Origin of the sequence: Sulfitobacter noctilucicola, from assembly GCF_000622385.1 — a bacterium.
GTDB lineage: Bacteria > Pseudomonadota > Alphaproteobacteria > Rhodobacterales > Rhodobacteraceae > Sulfitobacter > Sulfitobacter noctilucicola.
This window is the reverse complement of sequence record NZ_JASD01000008.1, coordinates 2,919,399-2,945,871: the sequence shown is the minus strand read 5'-3', so window position 1 is coordinate 2,945,871 and position 26,473 is coordinate 2,919,399. Positions and strand designations below refer to the sequence as shown.

23 protein-coding genes are annotated in these 26,473 nt (G+C 57.9%); 12 read left to right on the top strand and 11 right to left on the bottom strand.

Going from position 1 to position 26,473, the window contains the following annotated elements:
* Positions 1-103 precede the first annotated feature (103 nt).
* The 7 genes from Z946_RS0117975 (at position 104) to lexA (ending at position 5,595) form a co-directional block, all read left to right on the top strand.
* Complete coding sequence (locus Z946_RS0117975; RefSeq protein WP_025057110.1) at positions 104-685, top strand: anthranilate synthase component II; 582 nt, start codon at positions 104-106, stop codon at positions 683-685.
* On the top strand, positions 682-1,698 hold the full coding sequence (gene trpD, locus Z946_RS0117970; protein ID WP_025057109.1) for an anthranilate phosphoribosyltransferase: 1,017 nt from the start codon (positions 682-684) through the stop codon (positions 1,696-1,698). The genes Z946_RS0117975 and trpD overlap by 4 nt, the downstream gene beginning before the upstream one ends.
* Positions 1,695-2,363 (top strand): uracil-DNA glycosylase, encoded by a 669-nt coding sequence (locus Z946_RS0117965; protein ID WP_037969285.1) that lies wholly within the window; start codon positions 1,695-1,697, stop codon positions 2,361-2,363. Before trpD ends, Z946_RS0117965 begins: the two co-directional genes overlap by 4 nt.
* Positions 2,360-3,172 carry an indole-3-glycerol phosphate synthase TrpC gene (trpC, locus tag Z946_RS0117960; RefSeq protein ID WP_025057107.1) on the top strand — a complete coding sequence of 271 codons (813 nt, stop codon included), beginning with the start codon at positions 2,360-2,362 and terminating at the stop codon, positions 3,170-3,172. The genes Z946_RS0117965 and trpC overlap by 4 nt, the downstream gene beginning before the upstream one ends.
* Entirely contained in the window at positions 3,173-3,646 is a 474-nt protein-coding gene (gene moaC, locus Z946_RS0117955) for a cyclic pyranopterin monophosphate synthase MoaC (RefSeq protein ID WP_025057106.1), read from the top strand.
* On the top strand, positions 3,643-4,815 hold the full coding sequence (locus Z946_RS0117950; RefSeq protein WP_025057105.1) for a molybdopterin molybdotransferase MoeA: 1,173 nt from the start codon (positions 3,643-3,645) through the stop codon (positions 4,813-4,815). The genes moaC and Z946_RS0117950 overlap by 4 nt, the downstream gene beginning before the upstream one ends.
* A 78-nt stretch (positions 4,816-4,893) precedes the next feature.
* On the top strand, positions 4,894-5,595 hold the full coding sequence (gene lexA, locus Z946_RS0117945; protein WP_025057104.1) for a transcriptional repressor LexA: 702 nt from the start codon (positions 4,894-4,896) through the stop codon (positions 5,593-5,595).
* On the opposite strand, the gene Z946_RS0117940 is transcribed toward lexA, so the two are convergent.
* On the bottom strand, positions 5,559-7,643 hold the full coding sequence (locus Z946_RS0117940; RefSeq protein ID WP_052836113.1) for a ComEC/Rec2 family competence protein: 2,085 nt from the start codon (positions 7,641-7,643) through the stop codon (positions 5,559-5,561). The two genes, lexA and Z946_RS0117940, sit on opposite strands and share 37 nt — an antisense overlap.
* A gap of 114 nt (positions 7,644-7,757) precedes the next feature.
* On the opposite strand from Z946_RS0117940, the gene gltX reads away from it, so the two are divergent.
* From gltX to Z946_RS20855, 3 genes are all read left to right on the top strand, one after another.
* Positions 7,758-9,164, top strand: a complete 1,407-nt coding sequence (gene gltX / locus Z946_RS0117935; RefSeq protein ID WP_025057102.1) for a glutamate--tRNA ligase — start codon at positions 7,758-7,760, stop codon at positions 9,162-9,164.
* A 111-nt stretch (positions 9,165-9,275) separates the two neighbouring features.
* Positions 9,276-10,571: a citrate synthase gene (gltA, locus tag Z946_RS0117930; protein WP_025057101.1), complete on the top strand. Its 1,296-nt coding sequence runs from the start codon at positions 9,276-9,278 to the stop codon at positions 10,569-10,571.
* 452 nt (positions 10,572-11,023) lie between these two features.
* Complete coding sequence (locus Z946_RS20855) at positions 11,024-11,323, top strand: hypothetical protein (protein WP_037969953.1); 300 nt, start codon at positions 11,024-11,026, stop codon at positions 11,321-11,323.
* A gap of 67 nt (positions 11,324-11,390) precedes the next feature.
* Here the strand turns inward: Z946_RS20855 and Z946_RS0117920 are convergent, their stop codons facing one another.
* The 10 genes from Z946_RS0117920 to Z946_RS0117875 form a co-directional block, all read right to left on the bottom strand.
* Entirely contained in the window at positions 11,391-12,167 is a 777-nt protein-coding gene (locus Z946_RS0117920; RefSeq protein ID WP_025057099.1) for an enoyl-CoA hydratase-related protein, read from the bottom strand.
* A 120-nt stretch (positions 12,168-12,287) separates the two neighbouring features.
* Positions 12,288-12,737, bottom strand: coding sequence for a cytochrome c-type biogenesis protein (locus tag Z946_RS0117915; protein WP_025057098.1), 450 nt, complete (start codon positions 12,735-12,737; stop codon positions 12,288-12,290).
* Entirely contained in the window at positions 12,734-14,701 is a 1,968-nt protein-coding gene (locus Z946_RS0117910) for a heme lyase CcmF/NrfE family subunit (RefSeq protein WP_025057097.1), read from the bottom strand. The genes Z946_RS0117915 and Z946_RS0117910 overlap by 4 nt, the downstream gene beginning before the upstream one ends.
* Positions 14,702-14,774: 73 nt before the next feature.
* A complete protein-coding gene (locus Z946_RS0117905) occupies positions 14,775-15,350 on the bottom strand; it encodes a holin family protein (protein ID WP_025057096.1) in 576 nt (191 codons plus the stop codon).
* A complete protein-coding gene (locus Z946_RS0117900; RefSeq protein ID WP_025057095.1) occupies positions 15,341-15,952 on the bottom strand; it encodes a holin-associated N-acetylmuramidase in 612 nt (203 codons plus the stop codon). The genes Z946_RS0117905 and Z946_RS0117900 overlap by 10 nt, the downstream gene beginning before the upstream one ends.
* A 77-nt stretch (positions 15,953-16,029) precedes the next feature.
* Positions 16,030-16,473 (bottom strand): cytochrome c maturation protein CcmE, encoded by a 444-nt coding sequence (gene ccmE / locus Z946_RS0117895; RefSeq protein WP_025057094.1) that lies wholly within the window; start codon positions 16,471-16,473, stop codon positions 16,030-16,032.
* 15 nt (positions 16,474-16,488) lie between these two features.
* The gene (gene argC / locus Z946_RS0117890) at positions 16,489-17,514 is read right to left on the bottom strand and encodes an N-acetyl-gamma-glutamyl-phosphate reductase (protein ID WP_025057093.1); all 1,026 of its coding nucleotides are present in this window, start codon (positions 17,512-17,514) and stop codon (positions 16,489-16,491) included.
* 39 nt (positions 17,515-17,553) lie between these two features.
* Entirely contained in the window at positions 17,554-18,363 is an 810-nt protein-coding gene (murI, locus tag Z946_RS0117885) for a glutamate racemase (RefSeq protein WP_025057092.1), read from the bottom strand.
* Between the two features lie 15 nt (positions 18,364-18,378).
* Positions 18,379-19,257: a lysophospholipid acyltransferase family protein gene (locus tag Z946_RS0117880; protein ID WP_025057091.1), complete on the bottom strand. Its 879-nt coding sequence runs from the start codon at positions 19,255-19,257 to the stop codon at positions 18,379-18,381.
* A 70-nt stretch (positions 19,258-19,327) separates the two neighbouring features.
* The gene (locus tag Z946_RS0117875) at positions 19,328-22,726 is read right to left on the bottom strand and encodes an indolepyruvate ferredoxin oxidoreductase family protein (RefSeq protein ID WP_025057090.1); all 3,399 of its coding nucleotides are present in this window, start codon (positions 22,724-22,726) and stop codon (positions 19,328-19,330) included.
* Positions 22,727-22,941: 215 nt separating this feature from the next.
* Between Z946_RS0117875 and Z946_RS0117870 the strand changes: the two genes are divergently transcribed.
* Together Z946_RS0117870 and purL are read left to right on the top strand one after the other, a co-directional pair.
* A complete protein-coding gene (locus tag Z946_RS0117870) occupies positions 22,942-23,838 on the top strand; it encodes a LysR family transcriptional regulator (protein WP_025057089.1) in 897 nt (298 codons plus the stop codon).
* Between the two features lie 474 nt (positions 23,839-24,312).
* Positions 24,313-26,472, top strand: coding sequence for a phosphoribosylformylglycinamidine synthase subunit PurL (gene purL / locus Z946_RS0117865; RefSeq protein WP_025057088.1), 2,160 nt, complete (start codon positions 24,313-24,315; stop codon positions 26,470-26,472).
* Position 26,473 lies beyond the last annotated feature (1 nt).

Below are 26,473 nucleotides of genomic sequence, written 5' to 3'. Positions count from 1 at the left end.
TGACGGCGCACGGCAAGCCTGAACATCTATGGGGTTCACTATACCCTGCCCGGTTGGCATGTCGCCAGCCTTAAGGCACCCTCTGGATGCAAAGAATTGACCATTGTTGCTGCTCATCGATAACTACGACAGCTTTACCTACAACCTTGTACACTATCTGGGCTCTCTCGGGGCAGATGTGCAGGTGCACCGCAACGATAAGCTGAGCGTCGCCGATGCGCTGGCGATGCGGCCTGCGGGTATTTTGCTTTCACCCGGTCCCTGCGATCCCGATCAGGCTGGCATTTGCCTTGATCTGACCCTTGCTGCCGCCAAAGCGCATGTGCCGCTGTTGGGTGTGTGTCTGGGCCATCAGACGCTGGGACAGGCGTTTGGCGGGAAAATTGTGCGTGCGGGCGAGATCGTGCACGGCAAAATGGGTCAGATGCACCACGATGGCAGTGGCGTTTTCGCCGGACTGCCCTCTCCCTTTGCGGCAACCCGTTATCATTCATTGGTGGTGGAACGCGAAAGCCTGCCGGACGCCTTGCGCGTCACTGCAGAGCTTGAGGACGGCACCATCATGGGACTTCAACACAAGGAACTGCCGCTGCACGGCGTCCAGTTCCATCCCGAATCGATCCGGTCGGAGCATGGACATGCCCTGCTGCAAAACTTCCTAGATGAAATGAAGGTGCCCGCATGAGTGAAGCCCTCAAACCCCTGATTGATGCGGCTGCAAACGGCCCTTTGACCCGCGACCAAGCGGCGGAAGCTTTCGAGATCCTGTTTGAAGGAGAAGCCACGCCGAGCCAGATCGGCGGCTTCCTGATGGCGCTGCGCACACGGGGCGAAACGGTGGACGAATACGCTGCTGCGGCCTCGGCGATGCGCGCAAAGTGCCATCCGGTAAAAGCGCCCGAAGGAGCGATGGACATTGTCGGCACAGGTGGCGACGGCAAAGGCACGCTGAATATCTCAACCGCAACCGCCTTCGTGGTGGCCGGTGCAGGCGTTGTAGTCGCCAAACACGGCAACCGCAATCTGTCCTCCAAATCTGGTGCCGCAGATGCGCTGACGCAGATGGGGCTGAATGTGATGGTCGGCCCGAAGGTCGTCGAGCGCGAGCTGGCCGGTGCCGGAATCGGTTTTATGATGGCCCCGATGCACCATCCGGCGATTGCCCATGTGATGCCAACGCGGTCCGAACTTGGAACGCGCACGATTTTTAACATCCTTGGCCCCCTGACCAACCCCGCCGGCGTTAAACGCCAGCTCACGGGGGCTTACCGCCGCGACCTGATCCGCCCCATGGCCGAGACATTGCAGGCGCTGGGATCAGACAAAGCATGGTTGGTCCACGGCTCCGACGGCACGGATGAATTGACCATTACCGGCGTAAGCTGGGTGTCCGGCCTTGCGGACGGTGCTGTATCAGAATTTGAAATCCATCCCGAAGACGCAGGCCTTCCGGTGCATCCTTTTGAAGCAATCGTCGGTGGCACGCCGGAGGAAAATGCGCTTGATTTCAAAGCGCTACTGGACGGCGAAGCCTCAGCCTACCGCGATGCTGTGTTGCTGAACTCCGCTGCTGCATTGACTGTGGCAGACGCGGCACCTGACTTGAAAACCGGCGTTGAGATGGCCCGCGCAAGCATCGATTCAGGTGCGGCAAAAGAAAAGATCGCCCGCGTCGCCGCCCTATCTCACGAAAAATGACCTTGTTCGATCTGTCGCGTCTGGGTGCCTGGTCGGACCTACCATTCTTTAACGAGACACTGCCCCTGATTGAGACAGCACTGGAAGCGGAGCATCGCCCCGTCTTTCCACCGGCACCAGCCGTGTTTCACGCGTTTGAACGGACACAACCGCGCGACACCCGCGTCGTAATACTTGGGCAGGACCCCTATCACACGCCGGGAAAAGCAGACGGCTTGGCGTTTTCCATCCCCACCGGATTTGGCGGGCGGCTCGACAGTCTGGGGAATATTTTCAAGGAAATAGAGACCGATCTGGGCCAGCCACGATCGCGCACTGATCTTTCTGACTGGGCCGATCAAGGGGTGTTGCTCCTGAATACCGCGCTTACCGTGCCGCAGGGTGCGGCCAAGGCACATGCAAAACTGGGGTGGAGCGTTCTGGTCGATCAAGTATTGGCGGAACTGGCCGGTGCCCCCCGCGCCTATCTACTCTGGGGGGGACCCGCACAGAAAGCTGCAAAGAACGTCGATGCAGGGGCAAATCTGAAGATCGAAAGCGCCCATCCCTCGCCGCTTTCTGTGCATCGCGGATTTTTCGGATCGCGCCCCTTCTCTCGCACCAACGAATGGTTGCAGGCCCGCGGCTTAGCGCCCATAAACTGGGGCGACCCGGAGGGACTATGACTGATACGATACTCGATAAAATCAAAGCCTATAAGCTTGAAGAAGTCGCCGCGGATAAGCTGGCAAAACCTCTGGCTGAGGTCGAGGCAGATGCTAAAGCCGCGCCGACAGTGCGGCCGTTTTCGGATGCCCTGCACGCGGCATCCCGCGAAGGATACGGGTTGATCGCGGAGATCAAGAAAGCGAGCCCATCCAAGGGCTTGATCCGCGAAGATTTTGACCCCGCCGCGCTGGCGCAGGCCTATGCAGAAGGTGGAGCAACCTGTCTTTCCGTGCTGACCGACACGCCCAGTTTCCAAGGTGCCAAAGAATTCCTCGTTCAAGCGCGAGACGCTTGTGATCTGCCTGTGCTGCGCAAGGATTTCATGTACGATACATATCAGGTGGCCGAAGCCCGCGCCTTGGGTGCGGATTGTATCCTGATCATCATGGCGTCCGTATCAGATACCCAGGCGCTTGAGCTTGAGGCCTGCGCAACCGAGTGGGGCATGGACGCCTTGATCGAAGTGCATGATGCAGAGGAACTGGAACGCGCCGGACGTCTGACCAGCACGATGATTGGTATAAACAACCGCAACCTCAAGACGTTCGAGACCTCTCTTGATGTGACACGAAGCTTGTCGAAGTCGGTACCGGCGGACCGGATCATCGTCTCTGAATCGGGTCTGAACACGCCGCAGGATCTGGCGGATATGGCGCTTTACGGCGCGCGTGTGTACCTGATCGGTGAAAGCCTGATGCGTCAGGCTGATGTGGCGACGGCCACACGCGATCTGTTGGCAAATCCGCTCACTGCCGGAGGGATGTAAATGCCTCTCACGCATTTCGACGCGCAGGGCGATGCGCATATGGTCGACGTCTCTGAAAAGGCCGTGACGGCCCGGATTGCAGTCGCAGAAAACCACATAAAGATGCAGCGCGAAACCTTTGATATCATTTCAGAAGGTCGCGCCAAGAAAGGTGATGTTCTAGGGGTAGCAAGGCTGGCAGGCATCATGGCCGCCAAACGTACGCCTGATCTGATCCCGCTGTGTCACCCCCTACCGATTACCAAGGTCAGTGTAGATTTGGACTTGGACACAGGCTTGCCCGGCGTACGTATCACGGCCACGGTCAAAACGACCGGTCAGACAGGCGTTGAGATGGAGGCGCTCACAGCAGCCTCGATCTGTGCGTTGACAGTCTATGACATGACGAAAGCGGTAGATAAAACGATGGAAATCGGTGGCTTGCGTGTCGTTCTTAAGGACGGTGGAAAGTCCGGCCGGTTCGAGGCGGAATGATCTCTGTCGAACAGGCGCTGGAGGCTTTGCTGGCTCTGGTGGAGCCGCTGGAGAGCGAGAACGTCCATCTGCGCGATGCCGCGCAAAGAGTGTTGGCCCGAGACGTCGCAGCCAGCCGCACACAGCCCCCTTTCGCCGCGTCTTCTATGGACGGATACGCAGTGCGCCGCGCCGAGGTGGAGCCGGACGCGATGTTCAAAGTGATTGGCGAAGCTGCGGCCGGTCACAGATTTGACGGCAGCGTCGGAGCGGGTCAGGCCGTGCGCATCTTTACCGGAGCCCCTGTTCCGGAAGGCGCGGATTTTGTTGTTATTCAGGAAGACACGACGCGGCGCGGGGATCTGATCACACTCGGACACAAGATCGGGGACAAGGACAACATCCGCCCCGCCGGAGGTGATTTTGAGAAGGGTCAACGCGTTGATGCGCCCTTGCGTCTGCGTCCGAGTGATATTGCCCTGCTGGCAGCGATGAACATTGCGCAGGTTCCCGTCACTCGCAAACCAAGGGTCGCCATCCTGGCCACCGGAGACGAGCTTGCCCAACCTGGCGAACAGCCCGGGCCCGATCAGATTATCGCATCCAACAGCTACGGGCTTGCCGCAATGATTGAGGGTATTGGCGCTGAGGTGCGCCTGCTGCCCATCGCACGCGATACGGAAAGTTCGTTGAAACAGGCGTTTACGCTCGCTCAGGGTGCTGATCTGATTGTGACGATCGGTGGTGCATCTGTCGGGGATCACGATCTGGTGGCACCGGTCGCGGCAGAGATGGGACTGGAGCAGAGCTTTTACAAAGTTGCCATGCGGCCCGGAAAGCCATTGATGGCTGGTCGTCTGGGCAAAGCTGCAATGATCGGCCTTCCCGGCAATCCTGTATCCGCGATGGTATGCGGGCAGGTATTTGTCGCACCGGTATTGCGCAAGATGCTGGGATTGAACGAAAACCAACCGACAGCACAGCACGCCCCATTGGCATGCGCCCTGCCCGCCAATGGTCCACGTGCGCATTATATGCGGGCACGTTTTGTCGATGATGCGCTCTGCCCCGATGAAAGGCAGGACAGTTCTTTGTTAACCGTTCTGGCAACTGCGGACGCCCTGCTGGTGCGTCCTGTGTCCGATCCCGCGCGCAAAGCGGGCGATATCGTGGAATACCTGCCGCTTTAGCACCATCCCGAGGTTGGCGTTGACACAAAACAAGAACATCCCTAGAACAAAAGAAAACCATTTGTCGGAGGTGTCCCGGTGCTGACCAAAAAACAACTCGATCTGTTGGCGTTCATTCACAAGCGTGTGCAACGCGATGGCGTACCGCCGAGCTTTGACGAGATGAAAATGGCGCTCGACCTGCGCTCCAAATCCGGCATCCATCGTTTGATTACAGCACTGGAAGAACGCGGGTTTATCCGCCGCCTGGCCCACCGCGCCCGCGCGATCGAGATTGTGAAGCTCCCCGAAAGCCTTGGCGGTGCACCAAATTCCGGCTTCGTGCCGCGTGTGATCGAAGGCGACCGTCCTGATGCGCCACCGCCCCCCGCCGCGATGCCAGTAGCGAATACCGACAGTGCCAAGGTGCCCGTCATGGGCCAGATCGCTGCGGGTGTGCCGATTGAAGCGATCAATCACATGACCCATTCCGTCACCGTTCCAGGCGGCATGATTGCCGGATCGGGCGATCACTACGCGCTTGAGGTCAAAGGGGATTCGATGATCAATGCGGGCATCAACGATGGTGATGTGGTCGTGATCCGCGAAACGTCAGTGGCGTCAGACGGCGATATAGTCGTAGCACTGGTGGATGACAGCGAAGCGACTTTGAAGACCTTCCGGCGCAAAGGTGCCTCTATTGCGCTGGAAGCGGCCAATCCGGTGTATGAGACACGTGTTCTGCCTTCTGACCAAGTGAAGGTTCAGGGGCTTTTGGTTGGTTTGATCCGCACATACTGATCCTTGCGGTCTTTGGGCCACTGGGTCCAGAGCCGCTCTCCGGCCATCTGGCGTGCGGTGGTAATTTTCCATCCTTGGGGTGTTTTGCGCATCGCAACCGCTCCGGTCTGTTTGAGCGTTGTCGGGTCGAAAAGAAGACAATTCCGGCCACGCAGATGGTCTGCTTTGGCAGAGGCCACAATGATCTGGCTCTCTGAGCACTCTGTCATCGCTGCTGTAGCGCGTTTGCCTGAAAGATGTATCACTTCTCGGGTGACCCAAAGTGTTGCCGCTTCCATCTGACTTAGGCCAGCGCCATCGTTTTCAAGCCAGTTCCTTGCGACAAATCCAGCCCCTTTGGCTTTGCTCAAGGCCCGTCCCTCAGGCGTCATAACACCGACCAGACTGCCGGTGTCCGCGATCAGAACGTCCGGCCTGCGCGCCCCGTGCCAAAGAACAAAGCTGAGCACCATCATGACGCCGCCCGCCCACCGAAGGTGCCCCTGCCACAAAATTAATGTCAGAAATCCGTGCGCCAGAAGCGGCAGCACCCAAGGGCCCGGCCCCATCACGTAGCCCCGCGCGTCCTCTAGTTCGGCGATCCAATGGGCGACACCCAAAATCCAGTCTAGGCCAAGCCCCATGACCCACAACCCGATCCAGTCCAACCCTAACGGTGCCAGCAGAAACGCAAGGATCGCGGCGGGCATCACCAGCACGCCCATCAGCGGCACCGACAGAAGGTTCGCGATCAATCCGTAATGCGCGATGGTGTTGAAATGGGCGGCGGCGATCGGGGCTGTGGCCAGACCTGCAACCGCAGATGACACCACGGTCGCAAAAACCGGTTTGGCCCATTTGGGCACAATGTCCTGTTCAATTTCTCGCAACCAGCCGAAAACAGCCACAAGCGCGGTCGTGGCGGCAAAGGACATCTGAAAGCCCGGACCCATCAACGCCTCGGGACGCAACGCCAGCACGATGATCGCGGCAACTGCTACGGCCCGCAGCGACAGTGCCCGCCGTCCAATCAGCAGCGCGGCGAGCGCCACAGCGACCATGATGAACGCCCGCTGGGTTGCTACATTCCCCCCTGAGAGCGCCAGATAGCCCGCCGCCGCGATCAGCGCGCCAATGGCGGCGATGCCTTTGGTCGGCCAGCGGAGCGCGACATGCGGAATGGCCGCGAGCGCCATACGCAAAGCGGCAAAGACCAAGGCAGTCAGCAACCCCATGTGCAATCCCGAGATCGCCAGAAGATGGGCCAGGTTGCTGGCACGTAAAGCATCAAGCGCGTCGCGGCTCATGGCGCTGCGATCGCCAGTGGTAATCGCCGCTGCAAATCCGCCGGTATCCCCTGTCAACACGGATTGAATGCGGGCAGACGCCGCCATGCGAATGCGGAACACCATAAGGCCTGCATGTCCGTCCTCTGCGGCCCCTGCCCCCATTAATGGCACGCGGGTATACCCGACCGCGCCTAGTCTCGCGAACCACGCATGACGCTGGAAATCAAAACCGCCCGGCTCTACCGGACCGGAGGGCGGCGACAGATGTGCGGTTGTCATAACCCGCAGACCAGGCTCGGGTGTAATGCCTTGGGTGCCGGCCCCATGTAGGGAAATGCGGACCCTTTTGGGCGTGCGGTCTGGCGGCACGCGGTCCAGTCGCACCTGATCGAGCGTGAGGCGGAGCGCATCCGACTGGCTGCGGTCCATCGCAACCACGCGCCCCTCTACAGCGCCGTAGTAACGCCAGCCCAACACCGGTTCCGCGACCGAATGCGCCCGCGCGCCTGCAAGGATGAAACCGATAAAACAAAGCGATAGGCCGGTGACCAAGGGGCCAAGCGCGTCCGGCACCCGCCACGAAAAGATAATTAGCGCGAGTGCCGCAATCGCGAGCCACAAGAAGATGGTAGGATGCGGTTCTATCCGGAGCGAGAAGTAGCGACCGATGCCAAGCGCAAGACACACCGGCACCCAGCCCAGCATGCCGCCGCGCTGTGCCAGCAAGACCGTGTTCATCCGCGCCCGGCTTTGCGTGATCATGCGGGGGATACGCCCCATGCTTGCCCCCGTTCATCGCACTGGATAGATAGGCTTCAAACCCTAACGGGCGCATGGTTAGCAAAAGGTAAATGCAAACCGGCTCCGGTATCATTCAGTTAAGAAAGTGCGCTCATGTCCACAGACGTCGTTACCCGTTTCGCCCCGTCCCCTACCGGATTTCTGCACATCGGGGGCGCGCGCACGGCGTTGTTCAACTGGCTTTATGCACGCGGGCGCGGCGGCAAGTTCCTGCTGCGGATTGAGGACACAGACCGCGCACGCTCGACCCCGGAGGCGACCGCCGCCATTTTGCAAGGCATGGCGTGGCTCGGGCTGGACCATGACGGCGAAATCGTGAGCCAGTTCGATAATGCACAGCGGCACGCCGAAGTGGCGCTGGACCTTCTGGCGCAGGGGAAAGCCTATAAGTGCTTTGCAACGCAGGAAGAGATCACCGCTTTCCGCGAGGCTGCAAAGGCCGAGGGCAAAAGCACATTGTATCATTCCCCTTGGCGCGATGCGGACCCTGCCAGCCATCCCGATGCACCCTATGTCGTGCGCATCAAAGCCCCGCAGCAAGGCACCACGATCATCCGCGACCGCGTACAGGGTGATGTGACGATCCAGAACGAAACGCTCGATGATATGGTGCTGCTGCGCTCTGACGGGACGCCGGTTTATATGCTCGCGGTTGTTGTCGACGATCACGATATGGGTGTGACCCACGTTGTGCGCGGGGATGACCACCTCAACAATGCCGCACGGCAAATGATGATCTATGAGGCGATGGGATGGGATGTGCCGGTGTGGGCGCATATACCGCTGATCCACGGTGATGACGGCAAGAAGCTGAGCAAACGCCACGGCGCATTGGGTGCGCAGGAATATCAGGTGATGGGTTATCCCGCCGCTGGCATGCGCAACTATCTGGCGCGTCTGGGCTGGAGCCACGGCGACGACGAGTTTTTCACCGATGCACAAGCGCTCGAATGGTTTGACCTTGATGGTATCCGCAAAAGTCCCGCGCAGTTCGACCTCAAAAAGCTGGAGAACATCTGCGGTCAGCATATTGCGCAAAGCGATGATGCTGCGTTGCGGCGCGAATGTGAGGATTATTTGAGCGCGGCGAACCTGCCTGACCTTACGGAACAACAAAGTGACGGATTGGAGCGGGCCATGTATTGCCTGAAAGAACGGGCGAAAACCCTGCCCGAACTTCTTGATAAAGCACACTTTGTTCTGGCGTCACGACCCGTTCAGCCGGACGAAAAAGCGGCCAAGGCGCTTGATACGGTATCCCGTGGTATGCTGAACGAATTGACGCCGCAGTTGCAGGCTGGTAGCTGGAACAGAGAAACGCTGGAAGAGGTCATGAACGGCTTTGCTGCCGCCAAAGACACCAAATTCGGCAAACTTGCAGGCCCCCTTCGGGCGGCGCTTGCAGGGCGCGCGGTGACCCCGTCGGTTTTTGACATGATGCTCGTGTTAGGACGTGATGAATCCCTCGCCCGACTGACGGATGCCGGTGCATCAGCTTAGGGTAACACCTTTGCAACATCCGGTAGATAACACCACGGAACGGCCCTGCCACGGGCCGTGCCCCCGACGGCGTGCAGAAAGCACGACTGCCAATCAGACGAAAGGGACCGCATGACAGAGAGTAAAAAATCCGCAACGTTGACCATTGATGGCGAAAGCTACGAGCTGCCCATCTTTTCACCCACTGCGGGCCCCGATGTGATCGACATCCGCAAGCTTTATGCACAAGCCGATGTGTTCACATACGACCCCGGCTTCACGTCGACAGCGGCCTGCGACAGCACCATCACTTTTATCGACGGTGAAGAAGGCGTGCTGCTGCACCGCGGCTATCCGATCGACCAGCTGGCCGGCAAATCACACTATCTCGAAGTTTGCTATCTGCTGCTTTATGGTGAGCTGCCCTCCCCTGCGGAGCTGGAAGATTTCGAAAGCCGTGTGACAAACCACACGATGATCCACGAACAGATGATGAATTTCTTCCGTGGTTTCCGCCGTGACGCACACCCGATGGCCGTTATGGTTGGTGTGGTTGGCGCGATGTCTGCGTTCTATCACGACAGCACGGATATTTCCGACGAATGGCAGCGCGAGGTTGCTTCCATCCGTCTGATCGCGAAAATGCCGACGATTGCGGCAATGGCGTATAAATATACAATCGGTCAGCCGTTTGTATATCCACGCAACGATCTGGACTATGCGTCAAACTTCCTGCGCATGTGTTTTGCCGTCCCTGCCGAAGACTACGTTGTAGATCCGATCCTGAGCCGTGCGATGGACCGTATCTTCACGCTCCATGCCGATCACGAGCAGAACGCCTCGACCTCGACTGTGCGTCTCGCGTCATCTTCGGGTGCGAACCCCTTCGCGTGTATCGCTGCCGGTATCGCCTGCCTTTGGGGTCCGGCGCATGGTGGTGCAAACCAGGCCTGCCTTGAAATGCTCAAGGAAATCGGCACACCGGATCGCATTCCCGAATTCATCGCCCGCGCCAAGGACAAGAACGATCCGTTCCGTCTGATGGGCTTTGGTCACCGTGTTTACAAAAACCATGACCCTCGCGCGACTGTAATGAAAGAAAGCGCGGATGAAGTGCTGGAACTGCTGGGTGTTGAAAACAACCCGATCCTGCAGGTTGCCAAAGAGCTTGAAAAAGCCGCGCTGAGTGATCCGTACTTTGCCGAGAAGAAACTGTTCCCGAACGTGGATTTCTATTCCGGTATCATCCTCGAAGCGATGGGTTTCCCCACGTCGATGTTTACGCCGATCTTTGCGCTGTCGCGCACCGTTGGCTGGATTTCACAGTGGAAAGAAATGATTACCGATCCACAGAACAAGATCGGACGCCCACGCCAGTTGTACCTGGGCGAGACTTCGCGCGATTACGTGGATATTGAAAGCCGCTGATCGTAGGGCCTGACATCATGAAGCTACCTGCGCCCCGGTCTTTCCGGGGCGCAGTGCGTGTGGGCTATTGTTTCGCTGTTGGCAACACACTTCGCACGCATCAAACACCGTGACCGCAGCATTTCGGTGTTAAACTTCGAATCATAAGAGATGGGTTAGACGGGCCGCTCTTCTAAATGCCTGAAAAACACGCAAATTGTTTCTGGCCGGATTGCCCGTTTCGAAACAGGAAAGCCCGAAACAAGGCAGAATTAAGGCATTGTTTCGCGGGCGTTTACAATGATCCGGATTGCTTGACCCCCGCAGTCGCGACCCTTTAACGTCCTGTTAACGCACCGAGAAAGGTTAGTTATGTACCCCTATGTCGCCGCTGCATGTTTGATGAGTATGTTGACCCTAGTAACCTTTTCGATCCGTCACACCGTTGGAAAGCCGCTCAAGGTGACCTCACCATGAGTGATGATGGCCGCCTGAGCAATTTGTGCTGGGACCGTGCGGCGGGGATGCCGCAAGCCCATGATAAGTCAGAAGCTGCGCCGCAGGGCATGCTGGTGCCCGATAGCAGCACGGACCATGACAAGGTCGCTGTGGTCTATGACAAAGGCGCACCACCACCCGAAATTACGATCCGTACGATCGCAGGCAATGTACATTCGGTTCTGGCGGACGGTGTTGCTGTCGCAGTGGTAGCCCGCGCTGCCGGTCCCGGCCTCTCTGTAGAAGATATTCTATTGGTTGAACGCGCTGTTTAGGGCGCGCGCTTCCTACCACTGACGACGCAAATGCCTGCCAGTGTCCTTCACCGGCAGGCTTAGTTTATTAGCGGCCTTCAAACGTCGCGGGACGTTTTTCGGTAAAGGCCAGTACGCCCTCTTTGAAGTCGCGAGACTTGCCGCATTTGCCTTGTGCTTGTGCCTCAAGCGTCAACTGCTCTTCAAAGGTGTTGTCCCACGCGCCACGGATGACCTGCTTGGCTTCTGCGAAGGCAACGGTCGGACCACTGGCCAGATGGGCCGCCCGGTTGCGCCACTGCGTGTCAAAATCAGCATCCGGCACCGCTTCCCAGATCATACCCCAGTCGTCGGCCTGCCGTGCGCTAATCTTGTCAGCAAAGAGTGCCGCACCCATTGCCTTGGCCGTTCCCATGGAGCGCGGCAGAACGTACGTGCCGCCCGCATCCGGGATTAGCCCGATACGTGTGAAGGCCTGTAGAAAATAAGCGGATTCTGTCGCGATCACCACGTCGGCCGCCAGCGCAAGGTTAGCGCCAGCACCAGCCGCGGCACCGTTCACCGCAGCAATCGTCGGGATAGGACAATTCACGATAGCCCGCAACATCGGCGCGTATTCATCACGCAGGGTACGCTCTAGATCGACAGAGGCCCCGCCCGCGCGGTCGCCAAGATCCTGACCCGAGCAGAAGGCCCTGCCCTCGCCTGTGATAACGAGAACCCGCGCATCCTTGCCGGCTTGGGTCGCGGCATGAGCGATCTCTGCCCGCATCTGGGTGGTGAGCGCATTCATCTTGTCTGCACGCGAAAGTGTCAGAACCGCGATCCCGTCCTCCAGCGTGTAGGTGATCGTTTGATAATCCATGATCGGGCTTCCTTTTCTGACCAGCGTTGCGCGGAGCCTACCAAAGTGGAGATGAGGAGCCAGCAAAACCAGACGTCATTTGGGTGTTATTTTCAGGAACACTCTGCGGAGAAAGGCGTGTCATCGCAGTATGTCGTCAAGCCGCGCCTGTTCTTCATCGCTGAGCGGAACATGCGCTGCGGCGTTGCTTGTCGCACGTCCGCGCAGATAGACAAGTCCCATACCCCCTGCAAGCAGCAGCATCAAAGGCCCCGCAGCCCAAAGCAACCAATTTGCCCCCGAGGTATCCGGCTTCAACAACACAAATTCGCCGTAGCGGTCCACGATGTAGTCAATTGTTTCAGCGTCACTGTCGCCTGCAACCAGCCGCTCGCGCACCAAGAGGCGCAGATCGCGGGCCAGCGTTGCATCACTTTCGTCGATGCTTTCGTTTCGGCACACCAGACAGCGCAACCCTTTAGAAAGCTCGCGGGCGCGTTCTTCCAACACAGGATCGTCCAGAATTTCATCCGGCTGAACCGCCATAAGTGGTGTGGCGAGCAGCATCAGGACTAAAAACAAGCGCTTCATTCTGCTGGCACCGTTTCGCGACGTCGCTTGGCCGCTCCGGCACCTACGCGGAACCGTCTGTCCGTCAGACTAAGCAATCCACCCAGGGCCATCATGGCAGAGCCAATCCAGATCCAGTTGGTCAACGGCTTGATATAGACGCGCACAGTGTGCCCGCCCCCTTCCTGCGCATCGCCGATCACGACATAGACATCGCGTTTAAGATCGTAATCAATCGCCGCTTCGGTCGTTGGCATCTGCGCCACCGGATAGAACCGCTTTTCGGGCTGAAGGTCGGCGATCTTCTTGCCATCCTTGGCAAGCGTCACAGAGGCCATTGTCGAGAGGTAGTTCGGCCCTCGAACCTCGCGTACATCATTCAAGGTGAACTCATAATCGCCAACTTGCCATGGCGTATCAATCTGCGCCACGCGGATATCATCAATGGTCCAGGCGGTCAGTCCGGCAACACCGGCCATGGTCACCCCCAAGCCCGCGTGTGCCGCGGCCTTGCCCCAATCCGCACGCGGCAATCGGCGCAAACGCCCCCAACGGTCCCCGCCGCGACCGGTGCGCTGAAGCAATTCAACAATGACACCCATCACCATCCATGCGCCCAGAAACAGGCCAACAGGTCCGATCAACCCACGCCCCGTCTGCATCGCATAGGCAAGGCCGCCCACCGCAAGCGCCAGCAGAAATACATAACGCAGTGGCCACATTGCTCGCAGTATACTCGCACGTTTCCACGGTAGCACAGAACCGACCGGCAGGATCAGACCCAGCGCGACCATGAACGGCGTAAATGCCGCGTTAAAGAAGGGCGGTCCCACGCTGAGCTTACGGTCAAAGAACATCTCGGCCACCAGAGGCCACATCGTGCCCACAAACACCACGAAACATGACACTGCGAGCAGAAGGTTATTCACCACAAGCGCAGATTCACGGCTCTGCAAACCAAAGACACCTTTCGCCTCCATCGCGCCTGCACGAAGGGTAAAGAGCACCAGCGCCCCGCCCATGAAGAAACCCATAATCATCAGGATAAAGACCCCGCGCTCGGGATCATTGGCAAATGCATGCACAGATGTCAGCAGACCGGATCGAACAATGAACGTGCCGATCAGCGAAAACCCGAAGGCGAGAATAGCCAGCAGTATCGTCCAGCTTTTCAGGCTTTCCCGCTTCTCCACCACGATGGCTGAGTGCAAAAGCGCTGCGGCCAGCAGCCACGGCATGAAGCTCGCGTTCTCGACCGGATCCCAGAACCAAAAGCCGCCCCAGCCCAGCTCGTAATATGCCCACCAGGAACCAAGCGCGATGCCGATGGTCAGAAAAACCCATGCGGCCAGCGTCCATGGACGCACCCAACGCCCCCACGCCGCATCTACGCGGCCCTCGATCAGGGCGGCGACTGCAAAGCTGAACGCCATGCTTAGACCAACGTAGCCCAGATACAGGAACGGCGGGTGAAACGCCAAACCGGGGTCTTGCAACAACGGGTTCAGGTCCTGTCCGTCAAAAGGCGGCGTGTCTAGACGCAGGAAGGGGTTGGAAGTGAAGAGGATAAAGGCAAAGAACGCGACCGCAATTGCAGACTGAACGCTTAGCACGCGTGCACGTAAGGTGGGCGGAAGGCCACCGCCGAACCACGCGGCAGTTGCACCGAACAGGGTCACAATCAGCACCCACAGCAGCATGGAGCCCTCGTGATTGCCCCATGTACCACTAATCTTATACAGCATCGGTTTCGCGGAATGGCTGTTCAGCCAGACCAGCCTTAACGAGAAGTCGGAGACCACAAAGGCCCACATCAACGCCCCGAAGGCCAGCGCCGTCAGCGCAAATTGCGCGCCCGCTGCAGGCTCGGCAACGGCCATCCATCCGGTCCAGCGTTTATGCGCACCAATCAGAGGTACGATCATCTGAACAATCGCCACAAGAAAGGCGAGGATCAGGGCGAAATGTCCGACTTCTGTAATCATGGCGGAAATATAGGCCGAAAACCTGCTTTGCGCCATGGCAATCCGCGCTCAGAGGCCGCGCATTCCGTCGCAGTCAGGCGCGGCTGCGTTGCCATGCCTCAAGTGCAGCATTCCCTTCGGATTTCACCGCAGTTGCGGCCAGTGTAGCGTCTGGTCCCGTGTCGGCGGCCGCCACGCTGTCTGCCGCCATTTTACGGATTTCCTGGATGTTGTTCAGCACTTGCGGTACGCGAATGATCGTATCTGTGATTTCCCGCTGGAATTCCTGCGCTTTGACCTGATGACGCGCCCCGAAATAGAATGACACAATCACACCCAAGAGCCACCATAGCGGCTCCGGCACCAAGGCGATCCCCTGCATCCGCTCGGAAAACCACAAAGGTGCAACCATGGCGGACACGAACAACCCCAAGGTGCCCAAGGCAAGCGCCGGACGGGGCAGACGGTTCAACCCGTCCATAAAGCGGTCAAAACCGCCGCGCCGCTCGACCATAAATTCAGTCCCGAATTGGGTCATAGCCTGCCCCTGCACATGTGCATTGCGTACGGCACCCGCTTCGGCATTCTCTCGGAATACCTCAACCGTATCCCGCACGACATTGGACTGCCCGCCGAAGACCATCGTCAACACCCGTTCCATCAACCCCATGATGCCACCCTCTTTTGAAATTCTGCTTCGCTCAGGTGGTAGACCGGCGCGATGAATTCCTCTGCCCGCTTGATCCAGCCACCTTTGCCGCCTGCCCTTGACCGGGCAAATTTTCGACTGGCCGCGCGTTTGTCTGCCAGCCGGAAGTAATAGTTGCGTCGCGCAATACCGTAGGCATCAACCAGATGGTTGGGTGCTGCGCGCATGGCTTGCGTAGCTGCCGCAATGCTCTGGGGTCCCAACAAACCATCAACTGTCACGTTGATCCCGATATCACGCAGCAGTTGTTGCAAGATGCGGATCGCGTTGTTGCCGGCATTCACATACATATCAAACACACTGGCCTGCAAAGGCTGTGGCAGTTCCCCGATACGGGGCTGCGCAAAATAGTGTTTGATAAAGATATCAACCGCCTGCCCCCGACTAAGCGCGCGGACATCACGCACATCGACCACGCCGTCGTTGGTGATATCAACGCCAAGTCGGCGCATGGTGTGGATGGTCACACCAAAGTTGGTCGCACCGCCCGGGTCATCGGGATCATTTACAAACCCGCCCTCGCGGATCACGATATCTTCTGCAATTTCCCGAACGGTTTTCATACTGCTGCTCCTGACCGGCTGAACCCCGATCAAAAGCGCATAAACTGGTTAACAGATGTTAGGAGGACCGTTCGGTCTCAGCTTTCAGGCTCGACGTAGACGCCCTGTTCTTTCAGCGCATCAACGACCTCTGCTGGCATATAAGTCTCATCGTGTTTTGCAAGAATTTCAGTCGCTTCAAAGACACCGTTCACGTAACGGCCTGTCCCGACCATGCCTTGATTTTCTTCGAACAGATCAGGCAAAACCCCAGTAAATGTAACTGGCACGGACGCACCGCCGTCTGTAACGCTGAAACTCACGGTTTCGCTTTGACCGCGCACCAATGATCCCTCTTCGACCAAACCACCAATTCGGAACACCTCTGTCGGGCTGGGCGGTTCGGCCATCACCTGACTAGGAGCCCGAAAGAAGTTGATCCCGTCGCGCATGGCGTAGCCAATCAACGCAGTCGAGGCGATCAACGCGACAACCGCTACTGCGATGACTTGGATACGTCTATGTTTCTTAAGGCTTTTCATGGCACCTCGCGCAGGTCAGGGAAAGAGCGGGGCCATCATCAGCCCTTCGGTCTCTTCTATACCTAACATCAGATTGGCATTCTGCAACGCCTGCCCGCTGCTGCCCTTTGTCAGATTGTCGAGTGCCGCCGTCACGATTGCGCGCCCTTCAATACGATCGCCAGACACACCGATATGGCAAAAGTTCGACCCTCTGATGTGGCGTGTACTAGGTGTTTGGCCAAAGGGAACCACCTCGATGAACGGTTCAGATGAATATGCTTTTTCAAAAGCAGCATGAATGGCTTGCGGGTCACCCTTCACGTAAACAGTCGCCAAGATGCCCCTGTTCGCAGGAATAAGATGCGGCGTGAACTGAACCTTTACAGGACGTCCTGCCAGCACCGAAAATTCCTGATCGAATTCGCCCAAGTGCCGGTGCGTGCCACCAACAGCATAGGCGTGATACCCTTCTGACAGCTCCGCGTGCAGAAGGTTTTCCTTAAGCGCACGTCCCGCGCCCGATACCGCGCATTTCAAGTCCAGAATGATGTCATCCAGATCAATCAAATCAGCTTCGATCAAGGGCCGCAGCGCAAATTGGCCAGTTGCCGCATTGCACCCTGTCCCGGCGACCAGCCGCGCCGCTTTGATCTCTTCGCGGTAAAATTCTGTCAGCCCGTAGACAGCTTCTTTCTGCTGCTCCAGTGCGGCGTGCGGGTTACCGTACCATTTTTCGTATTCTTCGGGGTCGCGCAGCCGGAAATCGGCGGACAAATCCACGATTTTTAGATCGGCTGGAAGTTTCGAGATCACCTCTTGTGAAGTCTTATGCGGCAATGCGCAAAAACAAAGGTCGATTTCCGCGAAATTGATCTCGTCTGCGGTGACAAGATCGGGCAGGTCCAGATGACGCAGGTGGGGAAAGACGTCTCCCATCTTTTGACCGGCTTTGGAGTTCCCCCCCAAAGCTTTGATCTGCATAGAAGAATGCCCGGCAATCAACCGGATCAGCTCAGCGCCGGTATAACCTGACGCGCCAAGAATGGCGATATTGTACATGGTCGTAATCCCTTGTTCGGGTGTGTCTTTAGACGAAAATCAAGCGGCAGTGAACTGGATTGATCGTCGCAAGAACTGTGTCGCGCGGCTGCTGACCTGCTTGGGATCACCGGTCGTCAGGAAAGCCGTCTCGCCCGCGCCTAATTTGTCAGGGTGACGCGTCAGGTAATCGGCAAGGCTTTCAGCGACCAGATCGGCTTGCGAATAGACTGTCACATCCGCGCCCAAAGCGTCCTGAAAGGTGTCCTGCATCAGCGGGTAGTGGGTGCACCCCAGAATAGCGGCTTGCGGTTGCGGCATCTTGCGACGCAGTGCATCGACATGCGACCGCACCAAGGCTTCAGCGAGGATGAAGTCCCCCTCTTCGATCGCATCTACAACACCGCCACAGGCCTGTGCTTCAACGTCCACACCAATCGCTCGAAAAGCCAGTTCGCGTTGAAAGGCGCGGCTGGCAACCGTGGCCGGCGTCGCAAACAACGCCACATGTTTGACCGCAACTTCACGCGGCGGCGAATTATCGCCCCACTGGCGTTCTGTCATCGCCTCGATCAATGGCACAAAGACACCCAGAACACGTTTGTCATCCGGCACCCACGATTCCTGCATCCGGCGCAAAGCGGCAGCCGATGCGGTGTTACAGGCCAGAATAACCAGATCGCAGCCTGCATCGAACAGACGCTGCGTGGCGGCAACTGTGAGGTTGTAGATGTCGTCAGGGGTGCGCACGCCATAAGGCGCATGGGCGCTGTCCGCGAGATAGATAAAATCTACCTCCGGCAGACGTTCCTGCACGGCCGACAGGACGGTGAGACCGCCCAAACCACTGTCAAAAATTCCTACTGCCATGGCGCAACTGCCCTTTCAGGCGCGATAATGTTCCTCAAACTCAAAGCCAAGCTCGGTTGTCACCAGCGGCTCTGGAGACAACTCATAGGTGGCTTTGCGCAGGAAATCCATCATGCCTTTTGCGTCACGCGCCAATGGGTCCAAAACGTCACGTTGCAATGGCTCCCCGATGACCACACGCACCGGTCGGTCGATCCGTTTGCGGAACTCCTTGATCAACAGGCCAAGGCGCAGCGTTGGGTGCATATGGCTTGCCAGTTGGAACATCCGGCTGGTGTGACCGTCAAAATAGATGGGCACCACGATCGCGTTGGATTTTGCGACCATACGCGCTGTGAAACCGCGCCAGCCCGGATCCATTGGTCGGGAGAAGGGCCGCGCACTGGTACTGACAGTTCCTCCCGGGAAGATTCCGATGGCACCGCCCTGCCCCAGATAACCCAATGCCTCCCGGCGGGTGGCGAGGTTCAGCGCAAGGGCTTCTTTATCTGCGTCAAAACTGATCGGCAGCAGATGGCGGTTAAGGTCTTCGGCACGGTTGAACACCGAATTCGCCATTATCCTGAAATCACCGCGTGTGACGGACATGATATGGCCCAGCATCAACCCGTCCAGAATACCATAGGGGTGGTTGGCGATAAAAATGACCGGACCGTCGCGCGGGATCATATCCAGAGACCCGCCTGCGATCTCAAGTGTCAGACCGTAGCGTTGGATCATCACGTCGAAGAAACTGTGGCCTGCCGAAATGTCTTTTTCATAGCCACGGGCGCGACGGATAAGACGCCGACGGCCCGTAGAGTTTTCCAGCAACCGGACCAGCGCACGTCCGGATTTGCTTTGCACAGCATAAGCATAGCTGATGTCATTTCTGCGCGTGATTTCTGCCTGCATCATTCTTATTGATCTCCGTTGCCGGTGTTCTGGCGACAGTATCTTTCAGATGCAACAAAACCGTGACAAATCACTCAGCCGCTTTCGACAGTTGTGGCCCGCCTGCACGGATCACGCTGAGCAGTTCCTCCCGCCGTTTGGCCGCCTTTTGCTCGTTCGCCTGTTTTACCGGTCCGAACCCGCGGATATCCTTGGGCAATGCAGCCAGCGCGACAATCGCCTCGCGAGTGTTATCGCTCAGCTTGGGTAAGACCTCGGCCATGTCGGCTTCGTACTGCTTGATCAGCGCCCGTTCCATCTTGCGTTCGGCGGTGTAGCCGAACACGTCAAAAGGTGTGCCGCGCAAGCCTTTAAGCTTGGCCAGCACCCGCAAGGGGCTTTCAAGCCATGGGCCGAATTCGCGTTTCATCGGCCGCCCGTCAGGCCCGGTCTTGGACAACATCGGCGGGGCAAGGTTGAAGGACATTTTGAAATCGCCCTCGAACTCGGCTTTCGCCTTTTCACGGCTGCTTAACAACAGCCGCGCCACTTCGTATTCGTCCTTATAAGCCAACAGCTTGTGATACCCTTCGGCCAGCGCTTCTTTCACGCTGCGATCCTCGGCTGAGGACACGAGCTTTTCATATCGTTTGGCCAGCCGCTTACCCTGATATGCCGTCAGGTGGTCTTTGCGAAAGGCGATCTTTTCATCCAGCGTTTTGGGCAATGCAATCACCGTGGGCTCCGCAACCCTTGCCGCGTCTTGCGGATAGAGCGCAGCCCAGCGCCCGATCTCAAAGGCCCGCAGGTTACGATCAACCGCAGCACCATTCAGACGGATCGCTTCCTGCATCGAATCCAGTGTCAGCGGCAGAAGACCCTTTTGCCATGCCCCACCCAGAACCATCATGTTCGAGAAGATACTGTCGCCCAGCGCCGCCTTCGCCAGATCAGAGGCATCAAACAGCGTAACGTCGTCTTTCAGACGCGCCTGCAAAGCCAGCTCAAGCCGGTCATAGGGCATCTGGAACTCGGTATCGCGGGTAAAGTCGCCCGTGATGATCTGGTGCGCATTGACTACAGCACCAGTTTGTCCCGCACGGGTCAGGCCAAGAGTTTTGGACCCCGCAGAGACCACCAGGTCGCCGCCAATAAGCGCATGCGCTTCGCCTGTCGCGACCCGAATTGCAGAGATATCCGCAGGATCGTTCGCCAGACGGCAGTGGATGTGCACCGCACCACCCTTTTGAGCGAGACCTGCCATCTCCATCATGCCGGCACCTTTGCCATCAAGCTGTGCTGCCTGCGCCATAAGCGCACCGATGGTGACAACGCCGGTCCCGCCGACTCCGGTGATCACCACGTTATGCGTGCCATTGATCGTGGGCAGCTGTGGCATCGGCAAGTCCGGGATGTCGATTTCGGCGGTTGCCTCCTTGCGGATCTGCGCACCCTCCAAGGTTACGAAGGACGGGCAGAACCCTTTGATACAGGAAAAATCCTTGTTGCAGGACGATTGATCAATGGCCCGCTTGCGGCCCAGTTCGGTTTCTTCGGGGACAATCGACACGCAGTTGGATTGCACACCGCAATCGCCGCACCCTTCGCAGACATCCGTGTTGATAAAGAGCCGCTTGTCAGGGTCGGGAAACAGCCCGCGCTTGCGCCGGCGGCGCTTTTCAGCCGCACAGGTCTGCACGTAGACGATGGCGCTCACGCCCTCCTTGGTGGCGAAATCCTTTTGCACCGTATCGAGCATGGCGCGTTCGTGCATTGGCACACCTTTAAAGGCAGCGGCCTCTACATCTTCTTTCTCGTCATAGACGACGGCAAGGTGTTTGACCCCCATCGCCTTGAGTTCTGCCACGATGCGCGGCGCGTCCAGATCACCCTCATTGTGCTGACCGCCGGTCATCGCAACCGCGTCGTTATAGAGGATTTTATACGTGATGTTGGTCTTCGCCGCGATAGCGGCGCGGATCGCCTGCACACCGGAGTGGTTGTAGGTGCCATCGCCAAGGTTCTGAAACACATGGGCACGGGTCGAAAAAGGTGCCTCACCGATCCAGTTGGCTCCCTCGCCGCCCATATGGGTAAATCCAAGGGTTTCACGGTCCATCCACTGCGCCATGAAGTGACACCCGATGCCTGCGTAAGCACGGCTGCCTTCGGGCACCTTGGTGGAAGAGTTATGCGGACAGCCCGAGCAGAAGTACGGCAGTCGCGCGGCGATTTCTTCGGCGTTGTCACCCCGCCGCGCTTCATCCAGCGCGGCAAGGCCCGCTTTGATGCCATCTGTCTCGCGGCCTTCCTCGATGAGGACGTGACCCAGCTTTTCGGCAATGTCGACCGGATCAAGCGCCCAGCGCGCCGTAAAGAATTCCTGCCCGTTCTTGCGACCGCCGTAGACGCGGTGGCGCATGTCATCGTCAAAAAGCGCTTCCTTGATCTGAACTTCGATCAGCTTGCGCTTTTCCTCCACCACAACGATCAGGTCGAGGTCTTCTGCCCAGTCATGGAAGCCGCGCATGTTCAACGGCCAGGTCTGCCCCACCTTGTATGTGGTGATGCCCAGCCGTTCGGCTTCGTTCTCGTCGATATTCAGCAAGCTGAGCGCGTGAAGCAGATCCAGCCAGTTCTTGCCCGCCGCTACAAAGCCGATCTTTGCGCCCGGTTTGCCCCATACACGTTTATCCATGCCATTGGCGTGGCTGAACGCTTCGGCTGCATAGCGCTTGTAGTCGATCAGCCGCGCTTCCTGTGCGATCCGCTCATCCACAAGACGGATATTCAGCCCGCCTTCCGGCATGTTGAATTCCGGCGTCACGAACGACATGCGGTGCGGATCACCGTCCACAACGGATGTGACCTCGACCGTATCTTTCATCGTCTTGAGGCCAACCCAAAGCCCCGAGAACCGTGACAGCGCCCAGCCATAGATGCCGTAGTCCAGAACCTCTTGCACACCCGCAGGGCTGACCACAGGCATATAGCTGTCGATCATCGCAAATTCGGACTGGTGCAACACGGTAGAAGATTCGCCAGTGTGGTCATCCCCCATCGCCATCAAAACGCCGCCATGTTTCGACGTCCCCGCCATGTTGGCGTGGCGCATTACGTCACCCGAACGGTCGACACCCGGGCCTTTGCCGTACCACAAACCGAAAACACCATCATATTTGCCCTCGCCGCGTACTTCGGCCTGCTGCGCCCCCCAAAGCGCGGTCGCCGCAAGGTCTTCGTTCAACCCAGCTTGAAACGTCACATTCTTTTCGGTCAGAAACTTCTCGGCCTTGGCCATTTGCAGGTCAACGGCCCCTAGCGGCGATCCGCGGTACCCCGTGACCAAACCGGCCGTATTCAGCCCCGCCACACGGTCACGCTCCGCCTGCATCAACATCATCCGAACCAGCGCCTGCGTGCCGTTCAGCAGCACCGGGCTCTTTTCGAGATCGAAACGGTCATTGAGAGAAATCTTGGGCGTTGTCATGGCAGGCCTCCCCTAGCTTGCAACACTCTTGCACAATTCTGGTGCGATTATAGGTCACAAATACTGACCTGTATACAGGGATTTGTCCATTACGGGGAGAATTCTGGCAAACTGACCCCTGTTATTTAATCTTTTATAAGATAGGACATACCCCAGTTATTATTTACGGCCTTCGGGGCCGATTACATGCGCGTGCATTGCGGAAAGCGAAACCAATGGATTGGGACAAGCTCAGAATTTTTCATGCGGTCGCGGACGCCGGATCGCTGACACATGCGGGTGACAAGTTAAATTTGTCGCAATCTGCCGTCTCAAGGCAAATCCGCGGGCTTGAGGAACAACTGAACACGAACCTCTTTCACCGACATGCGCGCGGGCTGATCCTGACCGAACAGGGCGAGTTGCTTTTCGATGCCACCGCCGCCATGAGCCGTAGGCTCGATACCGCCGCTGCGCGTATCCGCGACAGCGAAGAAGAAGTATTCGGCGAATTACGCGTTACCACAACGACCGGCTTCGGCACGCTATGGCTCGCACCGCGCCTTCCAAAGCTGTACGAAAAGTACCCCGATCTCAAGGTTGACCTAATGCTGGAAGAGCGGGTGTTGGACCTGCCCATGCGCGAAGCCGATGTAGCGATCCGTATGAAAGAGCCATCCCAGGCCGACCTCATCCGTAAAAAGCTGATGATGATCCGCATGTGCCTCTATGCTTCTCCTGCATATCTTGAAGCCAATGGCACACCCCAGCGGATCGAAGACATGTCAGACCACCGTCTGATCTGTCAGAATACCGACAGTGATCAGGTGGGGGCCGGCGTGACGCTTATCCAGCAACTGATGATGCATGATGTCCGTTCCCTTTTGACGGTGAACAACTATTTTGGTGTTCTGCAGGGCGTTTTACACGATCTTGGTATTGGCGTTTTACCCAACTATCTGACGGATGATTTTCCCGATCTGGTGCAGGTACTGCCGCAAACCCAATCAGCGGATGTGCCGGTATTTCTGGCCTACCCCGAAGAGCTACGTCAGTCACAGCGAGTGTCCGCCTTTAAGGACTTCGTACAAGACGAGATCATCAGCTATCGCCGCCGGCTCAAAGACAGTTGATGCAAAGGCATGCACGTGACGCATATCTGATATGATGCGAAAAAGCACTACAGTGGCTTGATCCGAGGCAATGTGCCGCCTAATTGGGCAATATAGAGTTTTACGGCTTCGGCCTTCGCTCTATACCTCCCTGTTGGACTTGGCCGAGCTCAGTGCTCGGCCTTTTTTTTGCAGACCGCCATTTGTAAGCCAATTCTATCTATGTCGCAGAACGTACCCAAGCCCGCCCGATACTACGTCTTTCCTGTCGGTATGAACTCGCGCATGATCCCCCTCGACTGACCCGGCTCTCGTCATCGACCACGGCAGGCACCACCCCAAGAGGCAGCCTCACTGCGCGATCCAGTCAAAGACCGCTAGCAATCGGCGTAAAAAGGTCTGCACCAGTTACGATACCGAACGCCTTTACTCTTTTCCCCCGCACCGCCTTGATCTAAGAACCGCAGCATCACGCTGCCCAAGGGGAAAGACCACATGCAAGAACCTGCCATCACCGATGATCTGATTGCCGCCCATGGTTTTACCCCTGATGAATATGCAGAAGTAAATAATATTCTTGGGCGTGCACCCAACTACACCGAGATGGGCATCTTCTCGGCCATGTGGAATGAGCACTGTTCCTATAAGTCTTCCAAAAAATGGCTGCGCACCCTGCCCACGACCGGCCCCCAAGTTATCTGCGGCCCCGGAGAGAACGCAGGTGTTGTGGACATCGGCGACGGTCAGGCGCTGGTTTTCAAAATGGAAAGCCATAACCACCCCAGCTACATCGAACCTTACCAAGGTGCCGCAACCGGCGTCGGCGGCATCCTGCGCGATGTTTTCACCATGGGCGCGCGCCCGATTGCTGCGATGAACTCCCTCAGCTTCGGCCGCCCCGATCACCCAAAAACGCGTCAGCTAGTCCACGGTGTCGTGGCAGGCGTCGGCGGTTACGGCAACTGCTTTGGGGTACCGACCGTAGGCGGGGAAGTTCGCTTTGACAAAGCCTATGACGGCAACTGCCTCGTAAATGCGTTTGCAGCAGGCCTCGCGGATGCGGACAAGATCTTCTATTCCGCCGCTTCGGGTGTCGGCATGCCGGTTGTTTACCTCGGTGCGAAAACCGGCCGCGACGGCGTGGGCGGTGCCACGATGGCCTCCGCAGAATTTGACGACACCATAGAAGAGAAACGCCCGACCGTGCAGGTTGGCGACCCCTTCACCGAAAAGCGCCTGATGGAAGCCACACTCGAACTGATGGCAACAGGTGCTGTCATTTCTATTCAGGATATGGGTGCTGCTGGCCTCACGTGTTCCGCCGTAGAGATGGGCGACAAAGGCGGACTTGGCGTCCGACTGGACCTCGAAAAGGTGCCTACACGCGAAACCAACATGTCAGCCTACGAAATGATGCTGTCTGAATCCCAAGAGCGGATGTTGATGGTCCTCAAGCCCGAGCTTGAAGCGGAAGCCAAAGCCGTCTTTGACAAATGGGACCTCGATTTCGCCATCGTCGGCGAAACGCTGGCCGAAGACCGCTTCCTCATCATGCACAATGGCGAGCTCAAGGCCGACTTGCCCCTCAGCAAACTTGCCTCTACCGCCCCCGAATACGACCGCCCTTGGGTTGAAACACCTTCCGCAGAGCCGCTGTCAGATGTGCCTGGCATTGACCCGATTGATGGCCTTAAAGCGCTCATCTCCGATCCGAACTACGCCGCGAAAAACTGGGTGTTTGAACAGTACGACACCATGGTTATGGCTGACAGCACCCGCACGCCCGGTATAGGTGCAGGCATCATCCGCGTGCACGGTACTGACAAAAGTATCGCTTTCACCTCCGATGTGACGCCGCGCTATGTACAGGCGAACCCAGTCGAGGGCGGCAAACAGGCTGTCGCCGAAGCCTATCGCAACCTGACAGCCGTTGGCGCGCGCCCCTTGGCCACAACTGACAACATGAATTTCGGCAACCCGGAAAAGCCCGCTATCATGGGTCAGTTCGTCGGTGCCATCAAAGGGATCGGTGAGGCTGTGTCAGCGCTCGACATGCCAATCGTATCCGGCAACGTGTCGCTTTATAACGAGACTGATGGCAAAGGCATCCTGCCGACCCCTACAATCGGGGCCGTGGGGCTGATCGACCACCCCGACCATATCATCGGCTGCGATGTGCGTGACGGCCACGTTGCGCTTGTTCTGGGTGACACAACAGGTCACCTTGGCCAGTCCGCACTTCTGTCTACCGTTTTTGGCCGCATCGAAGGCGACGCACCCAGCGTCGATCTGGCAGCAGAAAAAGCACATGGCGATTTCATCCGCGCCAATCGTGACATGATCAAAGCCTGTACCGATCTCAGCGATGGTGGCCTCGCGCTTGCTGCATTCGAATTGGCAGAAGCCGCGGGCGTGGGCATTGCTCTTGATGCTGCCGATACACCAACGCTCTTTGGCGAAGATCAGGCGCGCTACCTTATCGCCTGCAACTTCGATCAGGCCGAAGCTCTTATGGTGGCTGCAACAGCCGCCGGACTGACGCTGGCTGCAGTGGGCAAGTTTGGTGGGGACACCGTTAAGTTCGGCACTACTTCCGCGCCGCTCGCCGATCTGTCCCACACCTACCGGTCATCTTTCGGCGCGACCTTCGCCTGAC